Annotated in this window: 32 protein-coding genes, 1 tRNA gene and 1 pseudogene; 25 read left to right on the top strand and 9 right to left on the bottom strand. The window is 44.4% G+C overall.

Translation table 11 applies throughout. From position 1 onward, the window contains the following. The first annotated feature begins 27 nt into the window (after window positions 1-27). From Q0323_RS10570 to Q0323_RS10685, 24 genes are all read left to right on the top strand, one after another. Window positions 28-171: a hypothetical protein gene (locus Q0323_RS10570; protein ID WP_297903413.1), complete on the top strand. Its 144-nt coding sequence runs from the start codon at window positions 28-30 to the stop codon at window positions 169-171. A gap of 40 nt (window positions 172-211) precedes the next feature. Then, entirely contained in the window at window positions 212-781 is a 570-nt protein-coding gene (locus Q0323_RS10575; RefSeq protein ID WP_298054318.1) for an ATPase, read from the top strand. 99 nt (window positions 782-880) lie between these two features. Continuing rightward, a complete protein-coding gene (locus Q0323_RS10580) occupies window positions 881-1687 on the top strand; it encodes a BRO family protein (RefSeq protein ID WP_298054320.1) in 807 nt (268 codons plus the stop codon). Further along, a complete protein-coding gene (locus Q0323_RS10585; protein WP_298054322.1) occupies window positions 1687-2157 on the top strand; it encodes a hypothetical protein in 471 nt (156 codons plus the stop codon). Before Q0323_RS10580 ends, Q0323_RS10585 begins: the two co-directional genes overlap by 1 nt. Before the next feature lie 148 nt (window positions 2158-2305). Then, window positions 2306-3070 carry a hypothetical protein gene (locus Q0323_RS10590; RefSeq protein ID WP_298054324.1) on the top strand — a complete coding sequence of 255 codons (765 nt, stop codon included), beginning with the start codon at window positions 2306-2308 and terminating at the stop codon, window positions 3068-3070. A 3-nt stretch (window positions 3071-3073) separates the two neighbouring features. Further along, window positions 3074-3817: a phage regulatory protein/antirepressor Ant gene (locus tag Q0323_RS10595; RefSeq protein ID WP_298054327.1), complete on the top strand. Its 744-nt coding sequence runs from the start codon at window positions 3074-3076 to the stop codon at window positions 3815-3817. 120 nt (window positions 3818-3937) lie between these two features. Then, on the top strand, window positions 3938-4531 hold the full coding sequence (locus tag Q0323_RS10600; protein WP_298054329.1) for an ERF family protein: 594 nt from the start codon (window positions 3938-3940) through the stop codon (window positions 4529-4531). Further along, on the top strand, window positions 4531-5367 hold the full coding sequence (locus Q0323_RS10605) for a lambda-exonuclease family protein (protein WP_298054332.1): 837 nt from the start codon (window positions 4531-4533) through the stop codon (window positions 5365-5367). The genes Q0323_RS10600 and Q0323_RS10605 overlap by 1 nt, the downstream gene beginning before the upstream one ends. Before the next feature lie 34 nt (window positions 5368-5401). Then, entirely contained in the window at window positions 5402-5668 is a 267-nt protein-coding gene (locus Q0323_RS10610; RefSeq protein WP_298054336.1) for a hypothetical protein, read from the top strand. Beyond that, on the top strand, window positions 5665-6096 hold the full coding sequence (ssb, locus tag Q0323_RS10615) for a single-stranded DNA-binding protein (RefSeq protein WP_298054338.1): 432 nt from the start codon (window positions 5665-5667) through the stop codon (window positions 6094-6096). The genes Q0323_RS10610 and ssb overlap by 4 nt, the downstream gene beginning before the upstream one ends. 10 nt (window positions 6097-6106) lie before the next feature. Then, window positions 6107-6355, top strand: coding sequence for a hypothetical protein (locus Q0323_RS10620; protein ID WP_298054341.1), 249 nt, complete (start codon window positions 6107-6109; stop codon window positions 6353-6355). A 3-nt stretch (window positions 6356-6358) separates the two neighbouring features. Further along, window positions 6359-6523: a hypothetical protein gene (locus Q0323_RS10625; protein ID WP_298054344.1), complete on the top strand. Its 165-nt coding sequence runs from the start codon at window positions 6359-6361 to the stop codon at window positions 6521-6523. Further along, the gene (locus Q0323_RS10630; protein ID WP_298054346.1) at window positions 6513-6971 is read left to right on the top strand and encodes a hypothetical protein; all 459 of its coding nucleotides are present in this window, start codon (window positions 6513-6515) and stop codon (window positions 6969-6971) included. The genes Q0323_RS10625 and Q0323_RS10630 overlap by 11 nt, the downstream gene beginning before the upstream one ends. Before the next feature lie 11 nt (window positions 6972-6982). Further along, the gene (locus Q0323_RS10635; protein WP_298054349.1) at window positions 6983-7429 is read left to right on the top strand and encodes a YopX family protein; all 447 of its coding nucleotides are present in this window, start codon (window positions 6983-6985) and stop codon (window positions 7427-7429) included. Window positions 7430-7550: 121 nt separating this feature from the next. After that, on the top strand, window positions 7551-7844 hold the full coding sequence (locus Q0323_RS10640) for a YopX family protein (RefSeq protein ID WP_298054353.1): 294 nt from the start codon (window positions 7551-7553) through the stop codon (window positions 7842-7844). Then, window positions 7841-8044: a hypothetical protein gene (locus Q0323_RS10645; RefSeq protein WP_298054356.1), complete on the top strand. Its 204-nt coding sequence runs from the start codon at window positions 7841-7843 to the stop codon at window positions 8042-8044. The genes Q0323_RS10640 and Q0323_RS10645 overlap by 4 nt, the downstream gene beginning before the upstream one ends. Then, on the top strand, window positions 8041-8607 hold the full coding sequence (locus Q0323_RS10650) for a hypothetical protein (protein WP_298054359.1): 567 nt from the start codon (window positions 8041-8043) through the stop codon (window positions 8605-8607). The genes Q0323_RS10645 and Q0323_RS10650 overlap by 4 nt, the downstream gene beginning before the upstream one ends. Before the next feature lie 82 nt (window positions 8608-8689). Continuing rightward, window positions 8690-9214, top strand: coding sequence for a hypothetical protein (locus Q0323_RS10655; protein WP_298054361.1), 525 nt, complete (start codon window positions 8690-8692; stop codon window positions 9212-9214). An 89-nt stretch (window positions 9215-9303) separates the two neighbouring features. After that, complete coding sequence (locus tag Q0323_RS10660) at window positions 9304-9570, top strand: hypothetical protein (protein WP_298054364.1); 267 nt, start codon at window positions 9304-9306, stop codon at window positions 9568-9570. Between the two features lies 1 nt (window position 9571). Further along, a complete protein-coding gene (locus tag Q0323_RS10665; protein ID WP_298054366.1) occupies window positions 9572-9826 on the top strand; it encodes a hypothetical protein in 255 nt (84 codons plus the stop codon). Further along, window positions 9823-9987 carry a hypothetical protein gene (locus tag Q0323_RS10670; protein WP_298054369.1) on the top strand — a complete coding sequence of 55 codons (165 nt, stop codon included), beginning with the start codon at window positions 9823-9825 and terminating at the stop codon, window positions 9985-9987. The genes Q0323_RS10665 and Q0323_RS10670 overlap by 4 nt, the downstream gene beginning before the upstream one ends. Next, the gene (locus tag Q0323_RS10675) at window positions 9984-10283 is read left to right on the top strand and encodes a hypothetical protein (RefSeq protein WP_298054371.1); all 300 of its coding nucleotides are present in this window, start codon (window positions 9984-9986) and stop codon (window positions 10281-10283) included. Before Q0323_RS10670 ends, Q0323_RS10675 begins: the two co-directional genes overlap by 4 nt. Further along, on the top strand, window positions 10276-10632 hold the full coding sequence (locus Q0323_RS10680) for a hypothetical protein (RefSeq protein WP_298054377.1): 357 nt from the start codon (window positions 10276-10278) through the stop codon (window positions 10630-10632). Before Q0323_RS10675 ends, Q0323_RS10680 begins: the two co-directional genes overlap by 8 nt. Beyond that, window positions 10629-10841, top strand: a complete 213-nt coding sequence (locus tag Q0323_RS10685) for a hypothetical protein (protein ID WP_298054380.1) — start codon at window positions 10629-10631, stop codon at window positions 10839-10841. Before Q0323_RS10680 ends, Q0323_RS10685 begins: the two co-directional genes overlap by 4 nt. On the opposite strand, the gene Q0323_RS10690 is transcribed toward Q0323_RS10685, so the two are convergent. The 3 genes from Q0323_RS10690 to Q0323_RS10700 form a co-directional block, all read right to left on the bottom strand. Continuing rightward, window positions 10824-11999, bottom strand: a complete 1176-nt coding sequence (locus Q0323_RS10690; protein ID WP_298054382.1) for an integrase arm-type DNA-binding domain-containing protein — start codon at window positions 11997-11999, stop codon at window positions 10824-10826. The two genes, Q0323_RS10685 and Q0323_RS10690, sit on opposite strands and share 18 nt — an antisense overlap. A gap of 156 nt (window positions 12000-12155) precedes the next feature. Beyond that, a tRNA-Glu gene (locus Q0323_RS10695) sits at window positions 12156-12230 on the bottom strand. Window positions 12231-12546: 316 nt separating this feature from the next. After that, window positions 12547-13770: an ankyrin repeat domain-containing protein gene (locus Q0323_RS10700; protein ID WP_298054385.1), complete on the bottom strand. Its 1224-nt coding sequence runs from the start codon at window positions 13768-13770 to the stop codon at window positions 12547-12549. Window positions 13771-14211: 441 nt separating this feature from the next. On the opposite strand from Q0323_RS10700, the gene Q0323_RS10705 reads away from it, so the two are divergent. Beyond that, entirely contained in the window at window positions 14212-14805 is a 594-nt protein-coding gene (locus Q0323_RS10705) for a hypothetical protein (RefSeq protein WP_298054387.1), read from the top strand. Window positions 14806-15441: 636 nt separating this feature from the next. Here the strand turns inward: Q0323_RS10705 and Q0323_RS10710 are convergent. The 6 genes and pseudogenes from Q0323_RS10710 to Q0323_RS10735 all read right to left on the bottom strand — a co-directional run bounded on the left by Q0323_RS10710 (window position 15442) and on the right by Q0323_RS10735 (window position 21603). After that, window positions 15442-17592, bottom strand: coding sequence for an autotransporter outer membrane beta-barrel domain-containing protein (locus Q0323_RS10710; RefSeq protein WP_298054389.1), 2151 nt, complete (start codon window positions 17590-17592; stop codon window positions 15442-15444). Window positions 17593-18091: 499 nt separating this feature from the next. Next, entirely contained in the window at window positions 18092-18262 is a 171-nt protein-coding gene (locus Q0323_RS10715; RefSeq protein WP_297990526.1) for a hypothetical protein, read from the bottom strand. A gap of 15 nt (window positions 18263-18277) precedes the next feature. Next, a pseudogene (locus Q0323_RS10720) lies at window positions 18278-18705 on the bottom strand (sulfatase-like hydrolase/transferase); the annotation flags it as partial. 1 nt (window position 18706) lies between these two features. After that, window positions 18707-19837 carry a sulfatase-like hydrolase/transferase gene (locus Q0323_RS10725; RefSeq protein ID WP_298054395.1) on the bottom strand — a complete coding sequence of 377 codons (1131 nt, stop codon included), beginning with the start codon at window positions 19835-19837 and terminating at the stop codon, window positions 18707-18709. 599 nt (window positions 19838-20436) lie between these two features. Further along, window positions 20437-20889, bottom strand: a complete 453-nt coding sequence (locus Q0323_RS10730) for a hypothetical protein (RefSeq protein ID WP_298054397.1) — start codon at window positions 20887-20889, stop codon at window positions 20437-20439. Beyond that, the gene (locus tag Q0323_RS10735; RefSeq protein ID WP_298054398.1) at window positions 20890-21603 is read right to left on the bottom strand and encodes a DUF4230 domain-containing protein; all 714 of its coding nucleotides are present in this window, start codon (window positions 21601-21603) and stop codon (window positions 20890-20892) included. Window positions 21604-21983: the final 380 nt, after the last annotated feature.

Genomic DNA, 21983 nt, shown 5'->3' on the forward strand with positions numbered 1-21983 from the left:
AGATTTGGGATATTGAAAGGATAGAAAATGAAAGAGAATAAAAACAATATCGTAAGCGTAAGGCTAGACGACGAGACGCTACAAAAACTAAAAGACGACGCGCAAAAAGAATATCGCCCGTTAGCGATGCATATACGTAAAATTTTAAGGGATTATCTAAAATCAAAGTAGAATTTTGTATAATTGAGCCTAAAATTTTAAAAGGCTTTAGATGAACTCCGAGCTATTTTTTTCAAAGAAGCGCCTATCGAGCTATAAAGACGAAGCCGAGCATAAGGCGAATTTTAGGCTTATGCAAGCTCTCGCGCCGAAGCTCGGCATACTAGAGATAATCACGCGCAATATGATTTGCGATGCGCTATACGCTACCGGCAAGGAGGGAATTTTAAAACCTTATGCCGAAACTTACGGCGGAATTAGCGACGAGTTTATATCAAATCAGACCTTCGGCTTTTGGGCTAAGATCATCAATGAGGCAAAAATCCATAACCGAATAAACGTATTTTCAGGTATGGATTTTAGGAAATACTCTAAATTTAACAAAAAAGCAAATTGGCTGAATTTCCAAAGGGTAAAAATCATTTATGATTTATGCGTTAAAATTCGCAATCGCGCCTTTCATTTCGAAAATCTATTCAAGACGCATGAAAACGGCACGCCGAGAATTTCAACTAGGTTAGGCAAAACGATAGTCGGTATAGATCCGTCAAGCCTAGAGATTTTCATAAACGATATTTTGGATTGTTTTGATATAAAGCTAAAAGATTACTATATGAAGTGATAGCCTTAAAGCGGCTATCTTGAACTTCAGGAACAATTATAACGCAAAATTTTAAATATGTAAAGGAGAACGAATGAGCGAAAACAAAGGGGGCAATAAATGGAAACGCAACTAACTCTTTTTGACGTATCCAACCAAGAAAATGACGTTTTCGAGCTATCCTCGCACAAAAACGGCGCTACGTATTGGTTAGCGAGCGAATTAGCGCAAATGCTCGAATACGACGGCGTAAAATCTCTAAATAAAGCGGTGAATAAGGCTATCGCCGTATGCTCTAGCATAGGCTACAACATATTAGATCACTTCACTCCCGCAGGCAGCGATTATAAGCTATCCCGCTTCGCTTGCTTTTTGGTGTCTATGAATGCCGATATTAAAAAACCAAGAGTGGCGCAAGCTCAGGCATATTTCGCCACTATCGCAGAAGCCCTGCATAGACATATCGAAGCCGAGCAGTTAGAGCGCCTAGATGTAAGAGAAAAGACCAAAGACGCAAACAAAGCCTTAACGGGCGTGGCTAGCTCTCACGGAGTTGAATGCTACGCTTATTTTATGGACGCTGGTTATATGGGTATGTATAATATGCATCTAAAAGACCTTTTGCGTATCAAGGGGCTTACGGCAAAGGATAAGGTATTCGACTTTATGGGAGCTCGCGAATTAGCCGCAAATCTTTTCAGGCTTCAAGAAACTAAAGCTAAGATCGAAAATAACCGAATTTACGGACAAAAAAACCTAGAAAACACGGCTTATGAGGTAGGGCGCGAAGTAAGAGGCATAATGATGAGAAACGACGGCGTACGCCCCGAAATGCTAGCTAGAACCGAGCACATAAAAGAGGTGCAAAACGAGCTTAAAAAAGTAGATAGAAAATTCAAAAAGATAGATAAGAAAAAGGAGCAGTAATGGCAGAGGAAAAAGAAATATACTATGATGATGAAATAGAACACGTAGTTACCGTATCAGGTAAGTATATTGACAAAATCAAACTAGAGACGGAACCAAAACGCTCGAACTATATAAAGATAAAGGAGGAGCTAACGCAAAAGGTTTCGGCGCTATATGGATCGCCTATTAGCCCATCTAAGAGCGGTGGCAACCATATAGAGTTTAAAGACGAAAACAAAGATGATCTTTATGTAATAAAGTGGGATTACCAACACATCGTTAAGCACGTATGCAAAGGGCTAGGTATAACTCAAAGAGAATTGGCAGATATTATCAAGGTAAATTCGGGCACACCCGCGCAATGGGTAACCAGAGGTGAAGTACCGCCGACCTATCAATATCTTTTAAAGCTTATGATAGAAAACAAACACCTAAAGGAAAAAATTGCTAAACTGACCGCTTTTAAGGAATTGTTAGATGAAATTTAGAGAGACAGAAATTCTGTCGCTCCGATTTTAAATAAACTTTTTCGAAAAAAATCTTATCTAAGATAAGAAAATACTTGACTTTTATTATCTAAAATAGTATAATCCCGTCAAAATATGATTTTAAATCACTTTTGAAAGGATTTTTACTATGAACTCACTTTTTGAGAACAACAACCCCCAAGTTGAAATTTTAAATTTCCAAACATTCTCTACTGAATATGTAGCGGAGCGTTACGGCGTTTCTACGACCGCCATAAGAGAACATAAGCGACTACATGCAGACGAGATGATCGAGGGAGTCCACTTCGTCATCGAGATAAATAAATTTCGTAAACCTGCTATCAAATGGACGCTCCGCGGCATTATCAAGCTTGGGATGTTTATCCGCAGCGAAAAGGCTAAGGGCTTTAGACTATGGGCGGAGCAGGAGCTCGAAAAGACTATCTTAAAACAGGTGCAGGCTTTCGCCGAAGCTCGCGAGCATAATCTCCGTCTAGTGGACGAAATCTCAAACCTTAGAGCGGTGCAGATCTCGCAGGCGCGGCACAACCAAAACGTAATCAACGGCTACAAATCCCAAATTTCTCAGCACAACGCCCTTATCGTAAAGCTAAAATCCGAATTAGCCAAGCGCGGGGTAATTTACGACGCGGAGGTTATAGAACGCTACGAGCAAAAAGAGGAAAACCTAATAGCGATGCTACATAACGCCAAAACCGAGCGGGATTTTTATCGCAAGCGCACGCAAGAGCTAAAGCAAAAGCAAAACATCAAAGATAGCGAGATAGTAAGGCTATTAAACAAAATCCAGTATCAAATGGACGGCGTTTATAGCGAGATAGGCGCGGTTATGGCGTATGCAAACGATAATGACCGCTTTTTTATAGAACGAAATCAAATTTTAAAAGGATAAATAATGGAAAATCTAATCATCAACAGCCAAGAGATCAAGTTGGAAGTAGCAGGCGGTCAGGTCTGGACTACTTCCCTACAAATTGCAGATGTGTTCGAGAAAGAACACAAGCATATTTTAGCAAAAATTAGGGAGCTTCCGCAAGATAATTTCAACGGGTCAAATTTTCGGCTCGTTGAATATACCGATAAAAAGGGCGAAAGCAGACCATATTTTTTAGTTTCAAAAGATGGTTTCACTCTTTTGGCTATGAGTTTCAACGGCGAGAAGTTTTACAAATTCAAAGTCGCCTACATCAACGCCTTTAACGCGATGGCGGAAAAACTAAAAAATCCGTTTAACGTTCCGCGCAACTACAAAGAGGCTTTAGAGCTAGCAATAACCCAATTAGACAAGATCGAAGCATTGGAGGCGCAGCGCAGGACGGATATGCCTAAGATAGTGTTTGCCGAGGCGGTAGAAGCAAGCGCTACAAGCGCATTAATAGGCGATTTTGTAAAGACGCTTTGCGATACGGACGTAAGCGTCGGACGCAATAGAGTGTTTAAGTGGCTAAGAGATGAAAAATATCTGATGGCGGACAATATGCCTTACCAGAGGTGGGCGGAAGCGGGATATTTTGAAGTGATACCCCAAATCATCGTTACGCCCAAAGGCAACAAAGAGCGCTTCACTACGAAAATCACGGCAAAAGGGCAGGTGGCGTTAGGCGTGAAAATCATAGAAGCTTTTAAAAAATCAGCATAAAGGATAAAAAATGAGTTTAAAAGATTTTAAATTTTACCTCTCATTGATGAGAGTGGATAGATACACGACGATCGGCGATTTTATCGCGTTTGTTAAATCTTACAATGCAAAGGACGAGGAATGTTAGAAATTTTAAACAAAATCCAATGCGAGCTAAAGGCTCCCAAGACGCAGATGAATAAATTTGGCGGTTATGCATATCGTAGCTGTGAGGATATTTTGGAATCGGTTAAGCCGCTGCTACAAAAATATGAAGTAGCTCTAATGCTTAGCGATGAGATCGTGCAAATAGGGGCGCGTATCTATGTCAAGGCAACCGCTGCGCTAAAAGGCAAAGACGGCGAAGTAAGCGCAAGCGCATACGCAAGAGAGCCTGAAAATAAAAAAGGTAGCGACGAAAGCCAAATCACGGGTGCAGCTTCTAGCTATGCTAGAAAATACGCGCTAAATGGGCTATTCGCAATAGATGACGCCAAGGATGCCGACGCTACGAATACTCACGAGGATACCCGCGACAAAAAAGGCGAATATCCCGCGCCGATGAGTGAGGAGCAGGTAGCGGATTTATTGCAACTTTGCGAGGCGAGCGGCACCGACCCGCGAAAGGTAGCCGCAGCGTATAAGACAAGTGATATAGCGTTCGTGCCGTTTGAAAAAGTGCGCGCTCAGCTTCTGCAAAAGCTCGCAAAGGCGCAGATGAGGGAGGGTGCGTAATGAAATTTATAAATTTGCAGCAAGGAGGCCCCGAGTGGCTGGAATATAGAAAAGACAAATTTAACGCCTCCGAGGCGGGCGACGTTATGGGCTGCGGCTTTAACAAGCCATATAAACTAGCCGAAATCAAATACGGCGGCAAAGAGGTTTTTCAAAGCGAGGCAATGAGGCTCGGCAAAGAGTATGAGCCTAAAATCCGCGAGTATATCAACAAGCTTTTAAACGCGGATTTTCAGCCCGTCGTAGGACTTAGCGACGATGATCCGAGATTTAGCGCGAGCTTTGACGGGCTAGACATTATAGGCGGCGAAATTTTAGAGATTAAATTTAGCGCGAACGAGTATGAGGTTTTAGAGCGTACCGGCAAACCTAGCGAAAAGTATTTTTGGCAGATCCAACACCAGCTTTTTGTTTGCGATCTCTCTAAGTGCATTTTTGCGGTCGGCAAGATAGATGACGATTTCGATCTGCAAATCCGCCACGTTGTCGTAGAGCGAGACGAAAAGGCGATCAAAAAGCTTATTAAGGCGTGGAACGAGTTTGAAGCGACTTACGCTAAAGCCGCTCCCGATGAGGAATGGCTAAGCTTGAGCGATGAAATTTTAACCCTTAGCGCGCAGAAAAAAGAGCTTGACGATAGGCTCGACGAGCTCAAAAAGCGCGCCATTAAAAAGGCGGGCGGCGTGGAAATAAAAGCTTACGGGCTAACTATCTGCAAATCAGAAATTAAGCCTAGCTACGACTATAAGGCATATTGCGAGCAAAGCGGCGCCGTAATCCCCGATGAGTTTTTAAAAGCGGGGTGCGAACGCTGGAGCGTGCGAGTTGCAAATTAGCGGGCAGTTTAACCGCTTTATGCACGGCGTAGTATTGGCGCAGATGCGATCTCTTAGATATTTATGTATTAGGGAGCATCGCATAGCCATTCGCCCGTTTTATCTTAGCGCCGACACACTAAAGCAGCTTTTAAAGGTGCTGGATTTCGACTATCCGAGGCAGAAAGACGGCACGCCGCTAAGCTACACGCAACTAAGCACGGCGGATATGCTAGGGCACCTAGCCTATATTGAGACACTTTGCGCCGAAAACGGCATAGAGCCCGAATTTATAAAAGAATTTGAAAAGGAAATAAAATGAATAAAGTTATTTTAATCGGAAATTTAACCCGCGATATCGAGCTAAGATACACGCAGAGCGGCTATTGCGTCGGAAACTCGGGTATCGCCGTAACGAGAAAATTTAAGAACGCGCAAGGGCAAACGGCGGAGGAGACCTGCTTTATCGACCTGAAGTTTTTCGGGCGCACGGCAGAGGTCGCAAATCAATACCTCCGCAAAGGCTCAAAGCTTGCCGTAGAGGGGCGGCTAAAGCTGGAGCAGTGGCAGGATCAAGGCGGACAAAACCGCAGTAAGCACGTAGTGGAGGTAGAGAGCCTAGAGATGCTAGGCAGCCCTCAAAACTCGGGAGGCACGCAAAACTACGCTCAAAGCGGCGGAACGCAAAGCCGAGCCAAAAAGCCCGCCGCCGATAAATACGACGACGGCGGCGACACGATCCCGTTTTAAAGGATAACCGATGCCAAGAATATTATTAGTTGATCTTAGCCATTATCCTTGTCTTGAATTTCCACAACTAAACAAAGGGCTTGTAATAGATGAAACAAGGGTTGCCATTGAGGACGGCGACAATGTTTATACCGACCCGTTTTTTAATTCTTTCGTATCTTTTCCTGAGGAGGAACTATACGGGTTTGACGATGACGATGCCCTTTTAAGCGCCTTAGCCAAAAAATATGGCTATGACGACTATAAATTTAAAGGATAAAAGATGAATGACGCAGAGTGGCTAAACGAATACGGCGACTTCGATGAATGGCGCGTCGCAGCAGAGGCACAATGGTGGGAGGATTACGGAGCTGACGCGGCGTATGACAGAGAGATAGACGATGCGGAATATTTCGCTGAAAGAGATCCCTATGTGGATGAACGCTAGAGAATTTGCAAAGCGCGAGGATAAAAAGCTCTACGTGATAGACGTGCAGGCTAGTAAAGACCGAAAGATTGGGCGTGCGGATCGCTTTCGTAAAGTAGGCGGAGTATTGCAGATAGAGACGGAGCACTACTATCTAGCCTTTAAAGATCCGATCACGCCTGCGCTTAGGGAGCGGGTAGAGCGGCTGTATTATGAGGCGATCGAACTAGTCGCAAGCGATTATGAGCTTGCGTGGATCGCGCACAAAGGCACGGGCTCGCCACACTTAAATGTGCTTCAACGATTTCTACGCTTTAAGTGGCATCGCGGCGGAAAGATAGTAGAGAAGATGTGCGAGAACCTAGAAGCGCTTTTGGCAATGAGCGAGGAAGCGCGCACAGAGTTTCTGGCTCGTGAGCGGGAGGCTATGAGAGAAGCGAGCAAAGCAAATTATAGAAAAATTATATAAAGGAGAGAACGATGAGAGAGATTAAATTTAGAGCATGGCTCGAAAGCCTACAAGTTATGGTGTTCGTGCATAAAATAGAATTCCTAGACGGCAGGAACTATAAAATTTTCTTTAAAAATTTACAAAACGGTGAATATATAGATTGTGCCTTGGCGCCAAGCTCATTGATTTCTCGTAGTTCCGCAAAAGGCGACCGTTTCGTATTGATGCAATATACGGGCGAAGTTGACCAAAATGGTATCGAAATTTGTGAAGGCGACGTCGTGATCTCGTATGATACGGACGCTTTGCCGGGAGATGAGGGAATTATAGTGTTTCAAGAAGGAGCCCTTGGCTTTTTGTCGGATGAGAAAGAATTTTTTCCTTTCACCGATACGCCGGCGGGCAGTATGGATATTGTGGGAAATATTCATAAAAACCCAGGGTTCTTATTGGAGAAAAAAAATGAGAGGAATTAAATTTAAAGCGTATATTTACGATTTGACCGATGAGAATAGCCATCCTCTTGAAATAGATATTCGTGCAGGGAAGATATGGGATGTTGCAAGCATAAATTTTAAAGATCAAATAGTAGAAATTATGGATGATGACGGCGGTGTGTGGGAATACGAGCTGAACGATGAAATTACACTTATGCAATATACGGACACAAATGACAAAAACGGTGTAGAAATTTATACTGGATACATCGTCAAATTTATTTCAAGACTTGACGGTAGCAAAAGAATGGGCACGGTCAGATACTGGGCGGGTGACGCTGCGTTCCTGATCGAATGTGAAAGAGAGATATTCTTTTTGTTTCACGACGCGCTGAACCGCGAAGTCATCGGCAACATCTACGAGAATCCAAAAATTTTAAAGGATATAAAATGAGTGTCATATGTGTATGCGATAGCTGCGGCGCACGCAGCGAGGATGACGTCAAAATTTACGAATTCGGAAAAGACGCCAAGGAATACACGGGTCTGGATGAATATGACCACCTATGTAAAGAATGTTTTAACGAGCTGAATGAGGAAAAAGATTTACGTATAGTAGGCAACCAAATTACAAAGAGAAAGGATACAAAATGACAGTAGAAAAAAAGATGCCGCTTTATCTATCGGATGACGATACAAATTTTCTAATAAATTTAGGGAAAGAAATGTTGGCCCAAGACACTAGAAGCACTGCCCAACCTTATGGCCTGACGGTCCAAAAGAAAGAGCTTATTATTACGGATGAAGAATTCGCCGACAATTGGACGCTATTTAGCGAGGGGGATGCCGCGGCTGAAGGACTTGAACGGGCAAAAGCATATCTAATAGACAGAATACACGAAAACCTAGTAGATGCCGATAGTGACGCCCAAAAACTAGAGCTAATAAAGGAACTTGGTATTCTTTTGAATGTGGATGATAACTACGATTTGCAAAGCTACATAAGAGATCGGGAGGAATTGAGCGACTATTCTTATTATCCGACTACGCAAAGATGGACGGTGGACGAAAGAATGGTATTCACTTTCAGCGATCGCGAAGCTAGAGAGTATGCTAGACGCGGCGAAGATTATAGGACTTATGGCGTATATTTAGGGCGCAGCCCCGTAATGACGCGATTATGCGAAATTCTACTAAAAATAGGCGAGCAGGGATAATGTTAGACGAAAAACAAAAGCTCACGATGACCGAGTATGCGGTAAAGACGCCCCTAACTTATGTAATATGAAAGGATACAAAATGACAACACAAGAAATGATCGAGGTTATGCAAGCCTACGATAGGGGTGAGGAGATAGAAATAAAAGAAAACGAAAAAGAGGACTGGAGCGAAGCAAAATTTCCGCTTTGGGTTTGGGATAAATTTGAATATCGCGTCAAACCCAAAGAGAAAAGGGGGCCGAAATTTAAAATAGGCGACATGCTCGTCCATTTGGAAAAAGAGGGGCAGTCTCTTTATAGGGGCGACATTTTTCGAGTACTTTTAATAGATGGAGAATATGTGGCAAAAGACGAAATGGGGTTTCGATGCACTGGGGAATACGAACATTTCGAGCGAATTTTTATCAAAGCCGATGACGTCCTTTGGTATTGGGAATACCAAGACGAGGCGGGGGATTGGCATATGCTAGATAGACGATGTAGCAAAGAGGGCTTGAATATGCTGGAGTTTCACGAGCAAGCGAGCGCCAAGCCTATTTACGCGCTCGGATTTAGATTACCGCGAGAAAAGGATGAGGAATGGACCAAATTAATAAAAAACTAGACTTTATAATTCTCTACATCATAATTTTGGGACTTATTGAGGTTGTTCTTAAGAGCGATATTTTTAGGCTGGGCTGACGGGAGATTGAAATGTTTATACTGACTTATATCAAGGCGTGGGGTATTCTTATGACGCCGATACTTTCTATTTGGGTTATCGTATGGTCGCTCATCAAGGTTCATTTTTCAGAATGGAATACCGCCCTAAGAGACTATGTGTTGCCTGAAAAAAACTATAACATCATAATGCCGATCTATGGCGTATTAACCGCGCTTCTTATCATCGGCGTATCGATTTGGTGCTGGTATATAGCAGGCGATGTTTTAAATTTCTTTAGCGGATTGAAAGGAGAATAAAATGCTAAATTTCATATTCTGGGGCGTAACGCTCAACTGTTATGCGTTTACGATGTATGCTCTTGCATTATACTCCCTATCCCCCTACGAACTACAAATAAAAAGCAAGATAAAGCCGCTGTCTTTGGCGGGCGGTATATTTACACCATACGTTATGTTTATCATCAGCATAATTGTTTTTGTGCTGATAGTATATTGTCGGTTCGATGTCAATAAAATGGATATGATAATACAAAAAATGAAGGATACAAAATGAGTAGTCCTGATCGAGAAAAAGAGCGCGAGCTTTTGCAAAAAATTGACAATTTCGCGCAGAAGCATAATGAAAAAGGCGCGCTTGTGGAAAAGATACATCAAAAGCTTTTCAGCCTAAATTTGAAACAACTAAAGGAAATTTTAAAAAGGATTGAAAGATGAAATACAGAAAAAAGCCCGTAGAAATTGAAGCTTTTAGGCTAGGATATGATTTTATGGCAGATTGGTTTATGGGCGAAGTAGCAAAGAATAATATTATCACGATGTTCAAAAACAATTATGAGCCAGAAAACCCCTTTGAAGACTGCTCAGCGTTAATAGAAGCAGATATAAAAATCCTTGAGGGTACTATGCACGCCGATAATGGCGACTATATTATCAAAGGCGTTAGGGGAGAAATTTATCCTTGCAAGCCTGATATTTTTGAAATGACGTATGAAAGGATAGGCGATGAATAAAATTTTATTGCTATTATACTTGGCGGATCTGTCTGATAAGATGTATCCGCTATTGTTGGGTAGCCTCTGCGTCCTTTTAGCAGGCATAATGTTGTGGTTTGGCGGCGTTCAATTTAACGACGACACGAGCGCGCGAATGGTAAAAACCGCGAGGTGCATCATTAAAATATCAATATCTGTTGTGATTTTTGCTTTTCTATACCCGTCCAAAAACACCCTTTATATCGCCGCTAACGTAAAAGTGGGGCAGATAGGGATAGAAAAATTGCAAGGTAGCGATACTTTAGAAAAAGCATTGAAACTATTAGATAAAAAGTTAGATGAAGCTTTAGCGGAGGAAAAGAAATGATTACCGAAAATCAAAGACTACTGACGCAAAAAGAGGCTTCGATTATGCTAGGCTATTCCGAAAATAGCAATATTCTTGCTAAAATGCGAATGCCGAAAAATAAGGGCAAATGGGAGTTTATGCCGCGCTTCATAATTTTTAACGGCGAAATTCGCTATCCCCTTGATTGGCTCAACGAGGATATCAAGAAACTAAAAGAGGGGTGCTAGCCCCTCTAAATAATCCGCCCACCACTGCAATACCCGCAAATGCTCCCGCGAGTTGAAGTCCCTGAAATATGCTTTATCCACTTCATTACCGGGTGTATGCAATAATACTTCATCAATGATACGCTTTTCAAACATAGCCCTCTCGCCGTCGGTTGCCCGAATAGCAAAGGTTGCAAACATCGAGCGAAAGCCGTGCGCGTGCAGATCGGCTATGCCCAAGCGCTTTAGCGTTTTTAATAGCGTGCCGTCCGAGATAGCCCAGCCGCTCCGCACAGAGTAAGTGCTCGACTTGAAAACTATCCCTTCTGCGCTTACTTCTTTTTGGCGCTCTAAAATTTGTTTTGCCTGCCTCGGAAGCGGCAAGCGCGCATTTACTCCCGTTTTATTGTCGGTCTCTTTGAAATACACAAAATCCCCATCTATCCTATCCCAACAAAGCTCTCTGATCTGATGCGGACGTTGCGCCATAATCAGATTGAAAAAGAAAAGATTTTTAATCGTCGGCTCTATAAGGGCGTCTCTGACCGCTTCTATAATCTCTTTTAAGCGCTTTGGATCCGTCACCGCCTTTCTGTGCTCTACTTTCTTTTTAGGGTAAATTTCGCTCATATCATCGATGATCTCATAAATAAACGATATATCGCCTGCCGCGTTTTGGGCACGAGCAAATTTAAGCACGTCGCGCAGGATTGGGATTATCTTTTTAGCACTTGCAAAATTCACGCCCTTGGTGGCCGCGATCACTTCCTTTGTGCCGATCTCATCTATCGGCATATTGCCTAGAGGTTGCAGCAGATGTTTATTTACGCGATTTATCATTTTACGGCGGGATTGCCTTATTTTCTCGTTATCCTCGGGTGGAATTTTAATATCCAGCCACGCACAGAAAACATCTTTTAGCTTCTGCTTTTGTAGCTCGTCGCTCGCGCCCGATTTACGCAAGTTCATTGCTTTTTCTCTAGCTTCGGCAAGGCTTATATCATCGAAACTTCCTAGCGTCGTGTAGCCTCTTTTTGTGCGTAGCTTGTAGTATCTGCTGCCGTTTGCGAAACACACGAGATACAGCGCGCACGTGCTATCGATAGAATACGCCTTGAGCTTGCCGCTACCTTCAAATTTTAATTTCTTTACTTGCGTCGCGGTTAAAATTTTAGCCATTTTATACCCTTGTTATACAGAAAGTTATACATTTTTTACGAAAATAATTATAAATCGATATAAATTAATATAAATTGAAAATAGCCCTAAAACGCCTTGCTATCGGTAATCTGTAAATGATTATGCATTAATATAAATAGATGTAAAAATGAGTAATGGTGACCCACAGGAGATTTGAACTCCTGTTACCGGCGTGAGAGGCCAGCGTCCTAACCACTAGACGAGTGGGCCGCGAAATTAAAAATGAAATGATAGCGAAGTGTATATAAATTTTGGATTAAATTATATATTTTCAACAAAAATAATGCAAAATAAAATTTTCGCCGAAAACTTAAAGCCTTTTGGCATAGTCGCAAATCTTGGTGCTCTAGAGAGTCCGATATGCCGCCCATTCTAGATGGCACATAAATAAGTTCCGTCGTTGCAGCCATAAGCCAAATCGATATCATAAAAGCTTGCTGCACCTTGCTATCAGCATCAAAAACGCTAATAATTTAATCGCGCTGATTCAAAGCAAACGATAAAGAAGTCAAATTTAGCATAGCTTTTATTTGGCTTCTAGGCTTTTTAGATACTCATATACTCTTTTATCCTCGTTTTTCCTTGCCCAATCCGATGGAGTTACGCTTTGGTTATGAGAACATCTAGCTTTTGGATCGGCGCCTCTTTCTACTAGATATTTTACGATTTCTAGACTATGAGAACTTGCCGCATAATTTACCATGGAGCAACCATCCCTATCCTTTGCTTTAAAATTTCCACCGTATTTTTCTAAAAGCTTTATAAGCCTAAAACTCTTCTCATCGTCGTGTTGGCTTCCGAATACGCTCATCATCATTGCGCTATCGGTCAGTCTTTTTGCGCACTCTAGCATCGCGCGAAGCGAATTTTCGCTACCTAACATTACCGCCATTTCGATGGGAGTGGTATTTTCATGACCTTTAAAATTCGGATCGCCGCCCATTTCGCAGTATTTTTTAGCATCTTCGGCGTTGTCTGAATATGCCGTTTTATGAAGCAGCGTTTGTATCTCATCCGCGCTCAATCTTTCTTCGATTTTGGGTGCGACGGGATAGCTTTCGTCGTAAATCTCCTTTAATGAATTTGTACCGCAGTATTTACCCGGCTCGTCTTTAAAAATCAAATTTATACCATTTAAATCCGTAAGTTCTATAGAGTCGTTTGTTTTTAAATTTATTATCTTGTTGAAGTTAAAAACTAAATCATCCTTTTTAATCCCGCTATCAAAGATGAAAAAGTGGCTAAACTCGTAAGGAAATTCGTTTTTGTATTCAGGGTTTGACGCCGGATTTATCCTAGAATCGCCAATTTCTATCTTATCATGCCCCCATCTTTTGCCGAATATAAATATATTTGTACCCCAGCTTTTTGAAACTTTATCATCATTCTCGCCCATTACGAAAATATCGTTTCCCCATGGGTCTTCCACATCGCTTCTGCCGCCCGTCAAAATATAGACGTTGTTATTTCCGGGGCAAACTATAGAGTGCCTCGTATCGCTTTCGGCTATAATGATTTCGTCTGCGTTTTGGTTGCAGCGAGAATTTATATCCCAATATATGGTTTTGCTAAAATTTAAACTCACGTCTTCTAATACGGTGGTATCAAATCCTTGCGTCACTAAAATCTTTTTAGGAAAATATCCTTTCGCTTGCCCGTCTTTGATAAATTTTTCCAAGCTTTGAAAGTCGGTTATATTGCCTCCAAAACAGCTGCCGACCGCCAAAAACAATATAACGATAAATCTCATACTCGCTCCTCTTTTCGAGATAAAATCTTAAAAATTATACAAAATTTGTAAGCAAAATTTACTAAAAACAGCTCAATTTAAAAACCAAAAATAAACGTTTTTAATGCTTATAGTAATGGCATTTGGATAGTTATAAATTTAAGCTACTCCGCTGCTTTTAAATTTAAAAAGTTAAATCCATTTTAAACACAATTTGCGTAAAATCCCATTTCAAAAACGTATTACGCGAGCGGCGGCGGCAAATTCAAGCATCATAACGGCGATACCAGATTAAAGTCTCCATAGCGGCGATGGACATAAAACGTCGCGGCGCGCCGGACATAGCCCTCGCAGTGCGCCAAGCATGAAGCGTTCGTAACGGAGCTAATAAAGCCCGCGCGGCGATAATCAAAGCGGCGCCCGCATCGTAGCGAGCTGCGCATTAAAATTTAAAGGGATAAAATGAACGAAGATTTTCAAAGAGCGAAGCTGCAAGGCACGCTCGGCGCGCTCTGCCTACTGGTCGCAAGCGTAGCGTATTCTATAAAAGGCGAGATCGCGTACTTGGATTCTCAAATCTTAGTGTGGATTTTTGCTTTCACATTCCTTTACCACGCGCTTAAAAACATCCAAAATATCACGGGCCCGCAGGTTTTTATAATCTTCAAATACGCTTACAGCATTGCGCTTGCGACGCTGCTATATTTTTCAGCCATTTATATACTCAGAAGATGTGATTGTAATAGGCTGCAAATATACGTGCCGTATTTGATATTTGCGGTTACGCTCGCTTGGATAATTATAAATTTTAAGTTGCGCGCCGCCACAGGATGCAGACTTTTCGCCGTATATGCCGCGCTGCTAATCGTTGATGTTGCCGCAGATATCATCTACGGCATGATGTTTAAAATACCGGCTCCCGCCGCTATAACGATGGGCTTCATAAATTGCATGGAACTGCTAAATTTAATCTTAAATCCGTTGGCGTCCGTAGTGCTGCTTCTTGCGTGGCTTAATATGAAAAACTCCGCGAGCTCGCAGGATCTGTGGCATTAGGCGCGCAGGGCGACGATTTTACGCGAGAGGTTTAAATTTGAATCGCCGCATTGCGATTGTTTTTCGATCGCCTAAGCGGTACAATTTCGCACATTTTAAAATTTACGGTGCGACGAAATAAGCGCGGAATTTCATCTTGCAAAGGCGGAGTTTGGAATTTTAAATCCTCGTTGCGCACCGCTCAGCCCGAGCGTATCGGCGACGGCGTTTGCAAACGCGGCGTAGCAGGGGCCTAGCAAGCGTCTGCGCCAAAGACGCTCGCTTTTTTTTGACGCCGTTTTGTAAATTGTAGCGAAAAATGCGCCGCGAAAGGTTTGCAAACTTTGCTACGATGCGACTATTGAGATTTACATCGCGACGTTACGATGCCTTGAGTTTAAAATATCTTCATCGCGCATAATGAAAGCGGGCGTTTCAAATTCAATGCATACGCCTTTTGCAGGCATATCGGCTCGTATCCAAACGAAATTTTATCCGTCGTTTGCGCTCCCGAGACGATGCGCTCGGCAAGCCCACTCTTTTTCAATAGTATGCAGCTAAAAAATTTGATTTTATACCTAAATTTAAAAGCTCCGATTTCAATTTCAATCCCGCCCTTTGATTGCACCGACGCAGGCTAGAGCATACTTTAGCCGCTTAAAATTTATAAACGAAGCGCAATCCCGCGTTGATCCCTTCTTTCTTGCCGCTTAAACCCTCTAGTTTCAAGGAAGTATCCAGCTTGCCGCTCGAATACTTCGCGCCGATCTCGCCGATAGCGGTATTGCCCTTGACGCTCGCGGCATCAATATCCATAGCGTAGGTACTATTATAGCCGCCGATCTTGCCTTTAAATTCTCGCTCGAAAGCGGCTCCCGCGAAAAGCTCCACGTTATCGCTTACGTCGAAATTAAATCGAGCGCCTGCCCTGCTTCTTACAGAATCGATACCCTCCAGCTTGATGCCCTCGCCCAAGACCTCCGTTTTCTTAGAATCGATATGCGTATAAAAGCCCTTGACATAAACGTCCGCATTGAGATTAGCGCTCAGCTCGAAAATCTTGCCGAGGGCTAAATTTGCCCCGTAGTAGGTTCTCGTTACGTCGTATTCGGCCCTTCCCGAGGCCAGAGAAGCCTCGTAGTCCGATTTGATACGACCGATTTTGGCTCCCGATTTGGCATAGAAATTTTCCGCCAAGTCGAATTCGCTCACAATGCCCGCCCCCGCGTATTTGAGATCGCCGCTGCCTTTGACGGCGAAATCATTGAAGCTCTCATATTTACCGCCGCCCGTTTCTACGTATCCTCCCAGGCTCGCGCCGTCCCCAATACGGCCCATCGCTCCTGCGAGCACGGAGATACCTTTGTTTTCTACATAGGAGCCGGAATTGTAGCGCATATTAAAACCTCCCGCATACGCAAACGTTCCGTCTGCGGTATCCGTTATTCCCGAAAGGATATCGTCGCTTTGATTTATCGCGCCCAGCACCGCGGCGCCGGTTTCCAGCGTATTTTTATTTTGCGCCATTAGCTTCGCTCCGATTCGATCGGAATTCGGCAGAGGCTGCGGATCGGGATTTATCGTGATTTTGGTTACGTCGGCGATCAGGTCTTTATCGTCGTTAGCGCTACGCAAGGCGAATGTATAGGCAGTCGAAAGCCCGCTTTGAACTAACTGTTCGGAGTGGTTAGCCATATCGCCGAATTTTATCCCACTTGCGGTTTTTATGAGATTTACGCGATCGCCCGATTTGAGCTTATCCGCTCCGTTTGCTATACCCACGCCGATAGTCGCTTTGCTTATATCGGTTAGCTCGCCGCTTACTAAATTTAAAATCGTCTCGTCGTTTGCGGTATCCGCGGCTAGATAGAAATTGAGTTTTTCAAAGCCCGCGATCGATTTAAACGTATCGTTTTTGCCGTAGACGTTGAAAGTGTTGCCGCTTAATTTTTGGTTTTCCCGACCGAATGCGACGCAGAGATCCAATCGGCTCCAATCTTTATCGCGGACATATACGTTAAGCACGTTATCTCTCGCTTCCGCACCGTCGTGTGCCCACATTATATTTGCAACGTCTATCCTACCGCGAAGATCGTCCGCATCTTTGAGATTTACGACGTTGTTCGTAAGCTTACTATTTCCCCATGCAAATGCGGCCCGCATAGCGCTCAACGAATCGCCGATCGTGCCGCCGTTGATATTTAAAACGTTACCATCGGCGGTGCCGCTATTGCCGAGATACGCAGTGGTAAAGGTAGTCGTTAAACGTTCGCCTTTGGTACCGTTGATATTAAGCGTATTTTCATTCGCCGCACCTCCATTGATATCTACAACCGAAAGACCGTGATAAATCATAGTGCCGTTTAAATTTAAGACATTTTTCGTAGCCGTAGCTCTACCGTTTGATTCAACGAGATGCGTTTTCCTGAGCTCACCGCCGTTTAGATTCAGTGTATTTTCGCTAAATACGGTACCGTCCTGCTGCGAGGAAGCTACGTTTATACTATTGAGCGTACCGCCGTTCATCGTCAAAGCATTGCCCTTAAGCGTCTGATCGGCTGCCGTGGCGCTATTTACGATGATATTATTCAACGGGGAATTATCGCTCGGTTGGCTATCGAGCATAATTATCTGCGCGGCGGTCGGATTTTTTACCGTTAGGGTTCCGTCGTCGACATCTTTTTCATAGGCGTCGTAATTATTTAAATCCGTGGTTTTATCGATCGTAAGCGGATTCGCAACGGGTATGGCGTAAAGTTGGCCGGCGAGCGCCAAAGATAAACTCGCGCCGATAGTTTTACTGTGCATTTTGAACTCCTCCATAAATGCGAGATGAAATAGCGGCAAGCGAACTCAATTTAGCGACGCTTTTGCACGCTAAAATTTGAAATGTATTATACTCCTATCAATATTAGAGAATTATTAACTATTAAATTTTTAAAGTAGCATTAAAAAATATTCGTTTTGCGGCGTAAATTTAAAGCACAAACGCAATAAATTTCGCTCAATTTACATTGTGAAATCGCAAAAATCGCCCATCCTCAAGAAACGAATTTAGCATCACGCCGGCGCATAAATTTGCAGCGCAACGGTAACGCCGAATTGATGCTGCGGGCTCGTAGCAAATGCCCCGCGATATTGGTAAATTTCCGAGCGCGATTGCGTTAGACGGTCGCTTTGCGCCGAAAATACGAGCGTTAAATTTGACGCTCGCGGCAAAATCAAGTGCAGCTTCGAGCCGGCCCGATCGTAGACGGCATCGGAAGCAATACGGCGCGTAAAGCCTTAAATTTCGGCGCGGAGCCGTTTACCGCCCGTATCCTCCCCTACCTTTTAAATTTTCGTCGTAATCCACCCCGTTCGTCATTCGCCTGCGCGAAGCGTCAAATTCATCGCGCAGCGGGCTTTTGCGCACGTTAAACTGCAGCGGCTCTATGCCTAAAATATCGGCGAGCACGTGAGCCAGATTGTCGCTCATAAAAGGCTCGTCCTTCGCCGCGCCTATGCGTCGCCAAAGCTCCGCATGATCGGCAATAAAGCTTTTTGAAGCGATGAAAAGCAGCGGAATTTCGTAGGTGAATCGGGTATTGATGTTGTGCCCGATGAGGCCGTTTTGCTCATAGATATTCTCTCCGTGATCGCTGAGATAGACGATGAGGCTGTCCTCATCCGATAAATTTCATTCACCACGTAGTCGTTATACAGCACGCTGTTATCGTAGCACGCGAGGGCGACCTTTTGCTTTTGCGTAAACGGTAAGGCGATATCGTCGCTTTTAAATTTATCAAATTCCTCGGGATAGCGTTTTTTATAGTCCATATGATTTCCCATGAGATGCACGACGTAGAAATTTCGCTCGCGCTGCGATTTTTTCGCCTCTTTGATGATCGGCAGCAGCGCGCCGTCGTGCGCGACTCGCATGCTATCGAGCTGATCGCTTGTGGAAAGAAAGATGCTTTTTTTCGGCGCGATCGGCGGCACTTTTTGCGCTAAGGGCAAATTTGCCGAAGGCTTCTTGATTGCTGATCCACATCGTGCTAAAGCCGCTCAGCGCGAACATATCGATAATGCTAAGGCTCTCAAACCACGGCCTTTCGCGCTCGCTTTCGTAGTCGCTGAAATTAAGTATCCGCATCAGCGCGGGATTGGCCGCGCCGTAGCACGAAACAGTATCGCTAAATTTAATAAGCAGCCCCCGCCGCTGCAGATCGTTTAGCAAAGGCGTCGTATCTTTGCCGTATCCGTAAAGCGACATATGGCCGCGCTGCAGGCTCTCGCCGATAATCAGCACGACGTTTTTAATCTGCGTTGCGTTAAAATCAAGCGCGGAATTCGCCCGCTTCGCCTCGTCGTAGCCACGCTCGATGCTTTGCAGATCGGCAAGGAAATTTGCATCGCCGAGATAATCTTTTACGACGAACGCGAACTCAAGCGGAGCGTATGTGCCGAGCGTCGCGCGATAACGCTCGCCACCGCTTGCGATTTTGGTCGCCGTAAAAATGCAAAAAATGACCACACAAATCGGATAGATCACGCTAAATGCGGCTCGCAGCCTCGCGCTGCACGAGCTTTTTTTAAACTTCAGCGCGACAAACGTCGCGGTCGCGAATGCGAGCAAAGAGCAGATCACGCCCGCGCTGAGAAATTGCGCGGCGAATTCCTTACTTTCGTTCGCATCGGTGTGGATTATCGCATCGAGCGCGACGACGTTAAAAGCGGAGTCGAAAAAAATGACCAAAAAGAGCGAGATAGCCGCACAAAGCGCATTGATCGCCAGCGCGAACAGAGCGGCAAGCCCGAAAAATCTTCTAAAAACGACGAAGCAGAGATGAAAGATGAGCAAATTTATGATCAAAATGCAGCAAAAATCCTCAAAGATCCGCGAAAATATGCGATCTTCCACGCCGTAAAAGTAATACGCCCGCGCCGCGCAAACGATCAAATTAAGCGCGACGACGAGCCAAAATACACCCACCGCGCCGCATAGGCCGAAATAAAATTTCGGCGCGGGCGCAAGCAGAGCCCTCGCTTTATCAAGTAGTAGTTGAACCATTTTTGCTCTTTATTTTTAAATTTACATCTGCCACATCGCTGGAACCGCTGCGGCGCAGTCTCGCATCCACAAATTGTGCCGCGCCGAAATCTCTACCGCGAAATTGAGCGCGTCTGTTTTTGCGCCGCGATCGGCGAATTTTTGCGCGACACGATGCCGCAAGGCAAATTTTACCTGCCGAAATTTGAATGCGGTGAAATTGATGCGACATTTTCTGTTGCGAAATTTGCCGCACGGCGCGCTTCCTAAACGGCAAAATTCCGTGCCGTGCCGCGTATCAAAAATACGACGCGATTGAGCGCATAAATTTAAATCCGCAAGACGCCGCACCAAAAACAACTGCCGCGCGCAAATCCCACGCACAGACGCACGCTCGCGCAGAATTTACGCGCAAAATGCAAGCCCGCTTTTTGCATCAAATTTATGCAGCGGGTATTTGCGCGAAATTTCGCAGCAGCCCAGAGCGTGCAAATTTCACGCTGAGCAAACGTGCATGTACGAGGCGCTAACGTATCGAAATTTCGCAGCGAATGCGTGAAATTTCTCGGCGCGAGCGCATCACCAAATTTCATCACCAAATTTTCGCCGGCCGAATTACCTTACTCGTAGCCGAAAATTTTAATCCCCGTATCGCTCTGCTCGTAGCGTAGCGCGGGGATTTTTTGCAGTAGATTTTTTAGCTTTTCCAGATCGTTTTTTCGCCCGCCGTCAAAGCCTCGCGGCACCCACACCCACGCGATCTCGTCGTATGCAAACGAGCCCACCGAAAAACTAGCTCGCTTTGAGCCCGCCTCCCATTTGGAGGAGTTTTTGATCGCGTAGAAGTTCGGATAGAGGATTTTTTTGATGATGAAGCATTTGCAAAATTTAAAATCCGCAAAAAACTCCGCCCACGTCGCATCCTCGGTAAAATAGCCCTTCGCGCGCAGGCGCTTTTTCTCTTTGCGCAGCCTGATCGGCTCATAAAATCGCTGCCAAGCCCTTGCGCAGGCATCCATAAACGCAAGCATGCGGGCGAAGTAAATTTTAAAAAGCGCCTTAAAAAGCTCCATCTACTTCTCGATCTGCGATTTTAGCGACTTATCGATTGCGATCTCGCTGCTTGCGATGTCTATCGTCTCAAGTGCCTTGTCCTGGAAGATAAATCCGACCTCCTTCGCGCCGAAGCTCTTGGCGATCGCCTCCAGCGTGTCGGTCGCGGATTTATGGATCTTGCCGCCCAGATCGTTGATGATTTTTAGCGAGAGCTGCTTGACCTCGTCCTTGGCGTCGTCGATGAGGCGGTTTTTATCGCTCTCGTCAAAGCTCGCGCCGAATAGCCCGTTTAGCGAATCGGGCAGCAGAAACGGCAGCAGCTTGGCGTTTTTCTCGTCGTAAATTTTCATATCTTTGATCGAGTATTTGTATTTGCACGGCGGCATCTTGATCTCGTAGCGATCCTCGCCCTGCGGTAGTATCGCAAAGCCGGGGCTTAGCAGGTCGTAAACGAACTCGATCTCAAACTCGAAGATGATGGCGATCTGCTTTTTCGTCATCAGCGGCGAGACGAGCGAGCCCAGCAGCCCGCTGCCTACGTTTTGCTTACGCGTGACGATCTCTTTGGAGTAAATTTTAAAAACGCTCAGCTCGCCGATACTTTTAAGCCGCGTGATGTCGGTGGCGATCTGCGGCTTGCCCGCCTGCTCGCCGCTTTTGCGCATCTTAAAAAACATAAAAACCAAGATGCAAAATATCACTAAATTTAGAAGAAAAGCAAAATTTTCCAAATTTCATCCTTTAAAATTTTATCGGTATTTTAGCAAAATACGGCGCCGATTTGTAGTGCAATTGAAATTTTACGATTTTTACGGCAAGAAATTTTAAAATCGCGAAAGAAATTTTAAAGAAGCGAGCCGCGATTATAAAATTTAACGCGGACGTAGTCCGCACCACCGCTAGCGTCGTCGGGGGATGGGTGGGGTTTGTGGGCGAGCGCAGCAATGCGGTGCTGCGGGGCAGCGCCGCCTCTGCGAGAAGTGTGACCTCGCAATTGGGGCCTCCTTCCCGCCCCGAGAGAAATACACAAAGAGCTAAAAATACTAAAATTTAACATAGTGAAATCTTTATAAATTCGAGCCCGCGTATGCGTTACACATAATCCGTAAGG

It is taken from the genome of uncultured Campylobacter sp., from assembly GCF_938030145.1.
In the GTDB taxonomy this organism is placed as follows: domain Bacteria; phylum Campylobacterota; class Campylobacteria; order Campylobacterales; family Campylobacteraceae; genus Campylobacter_B.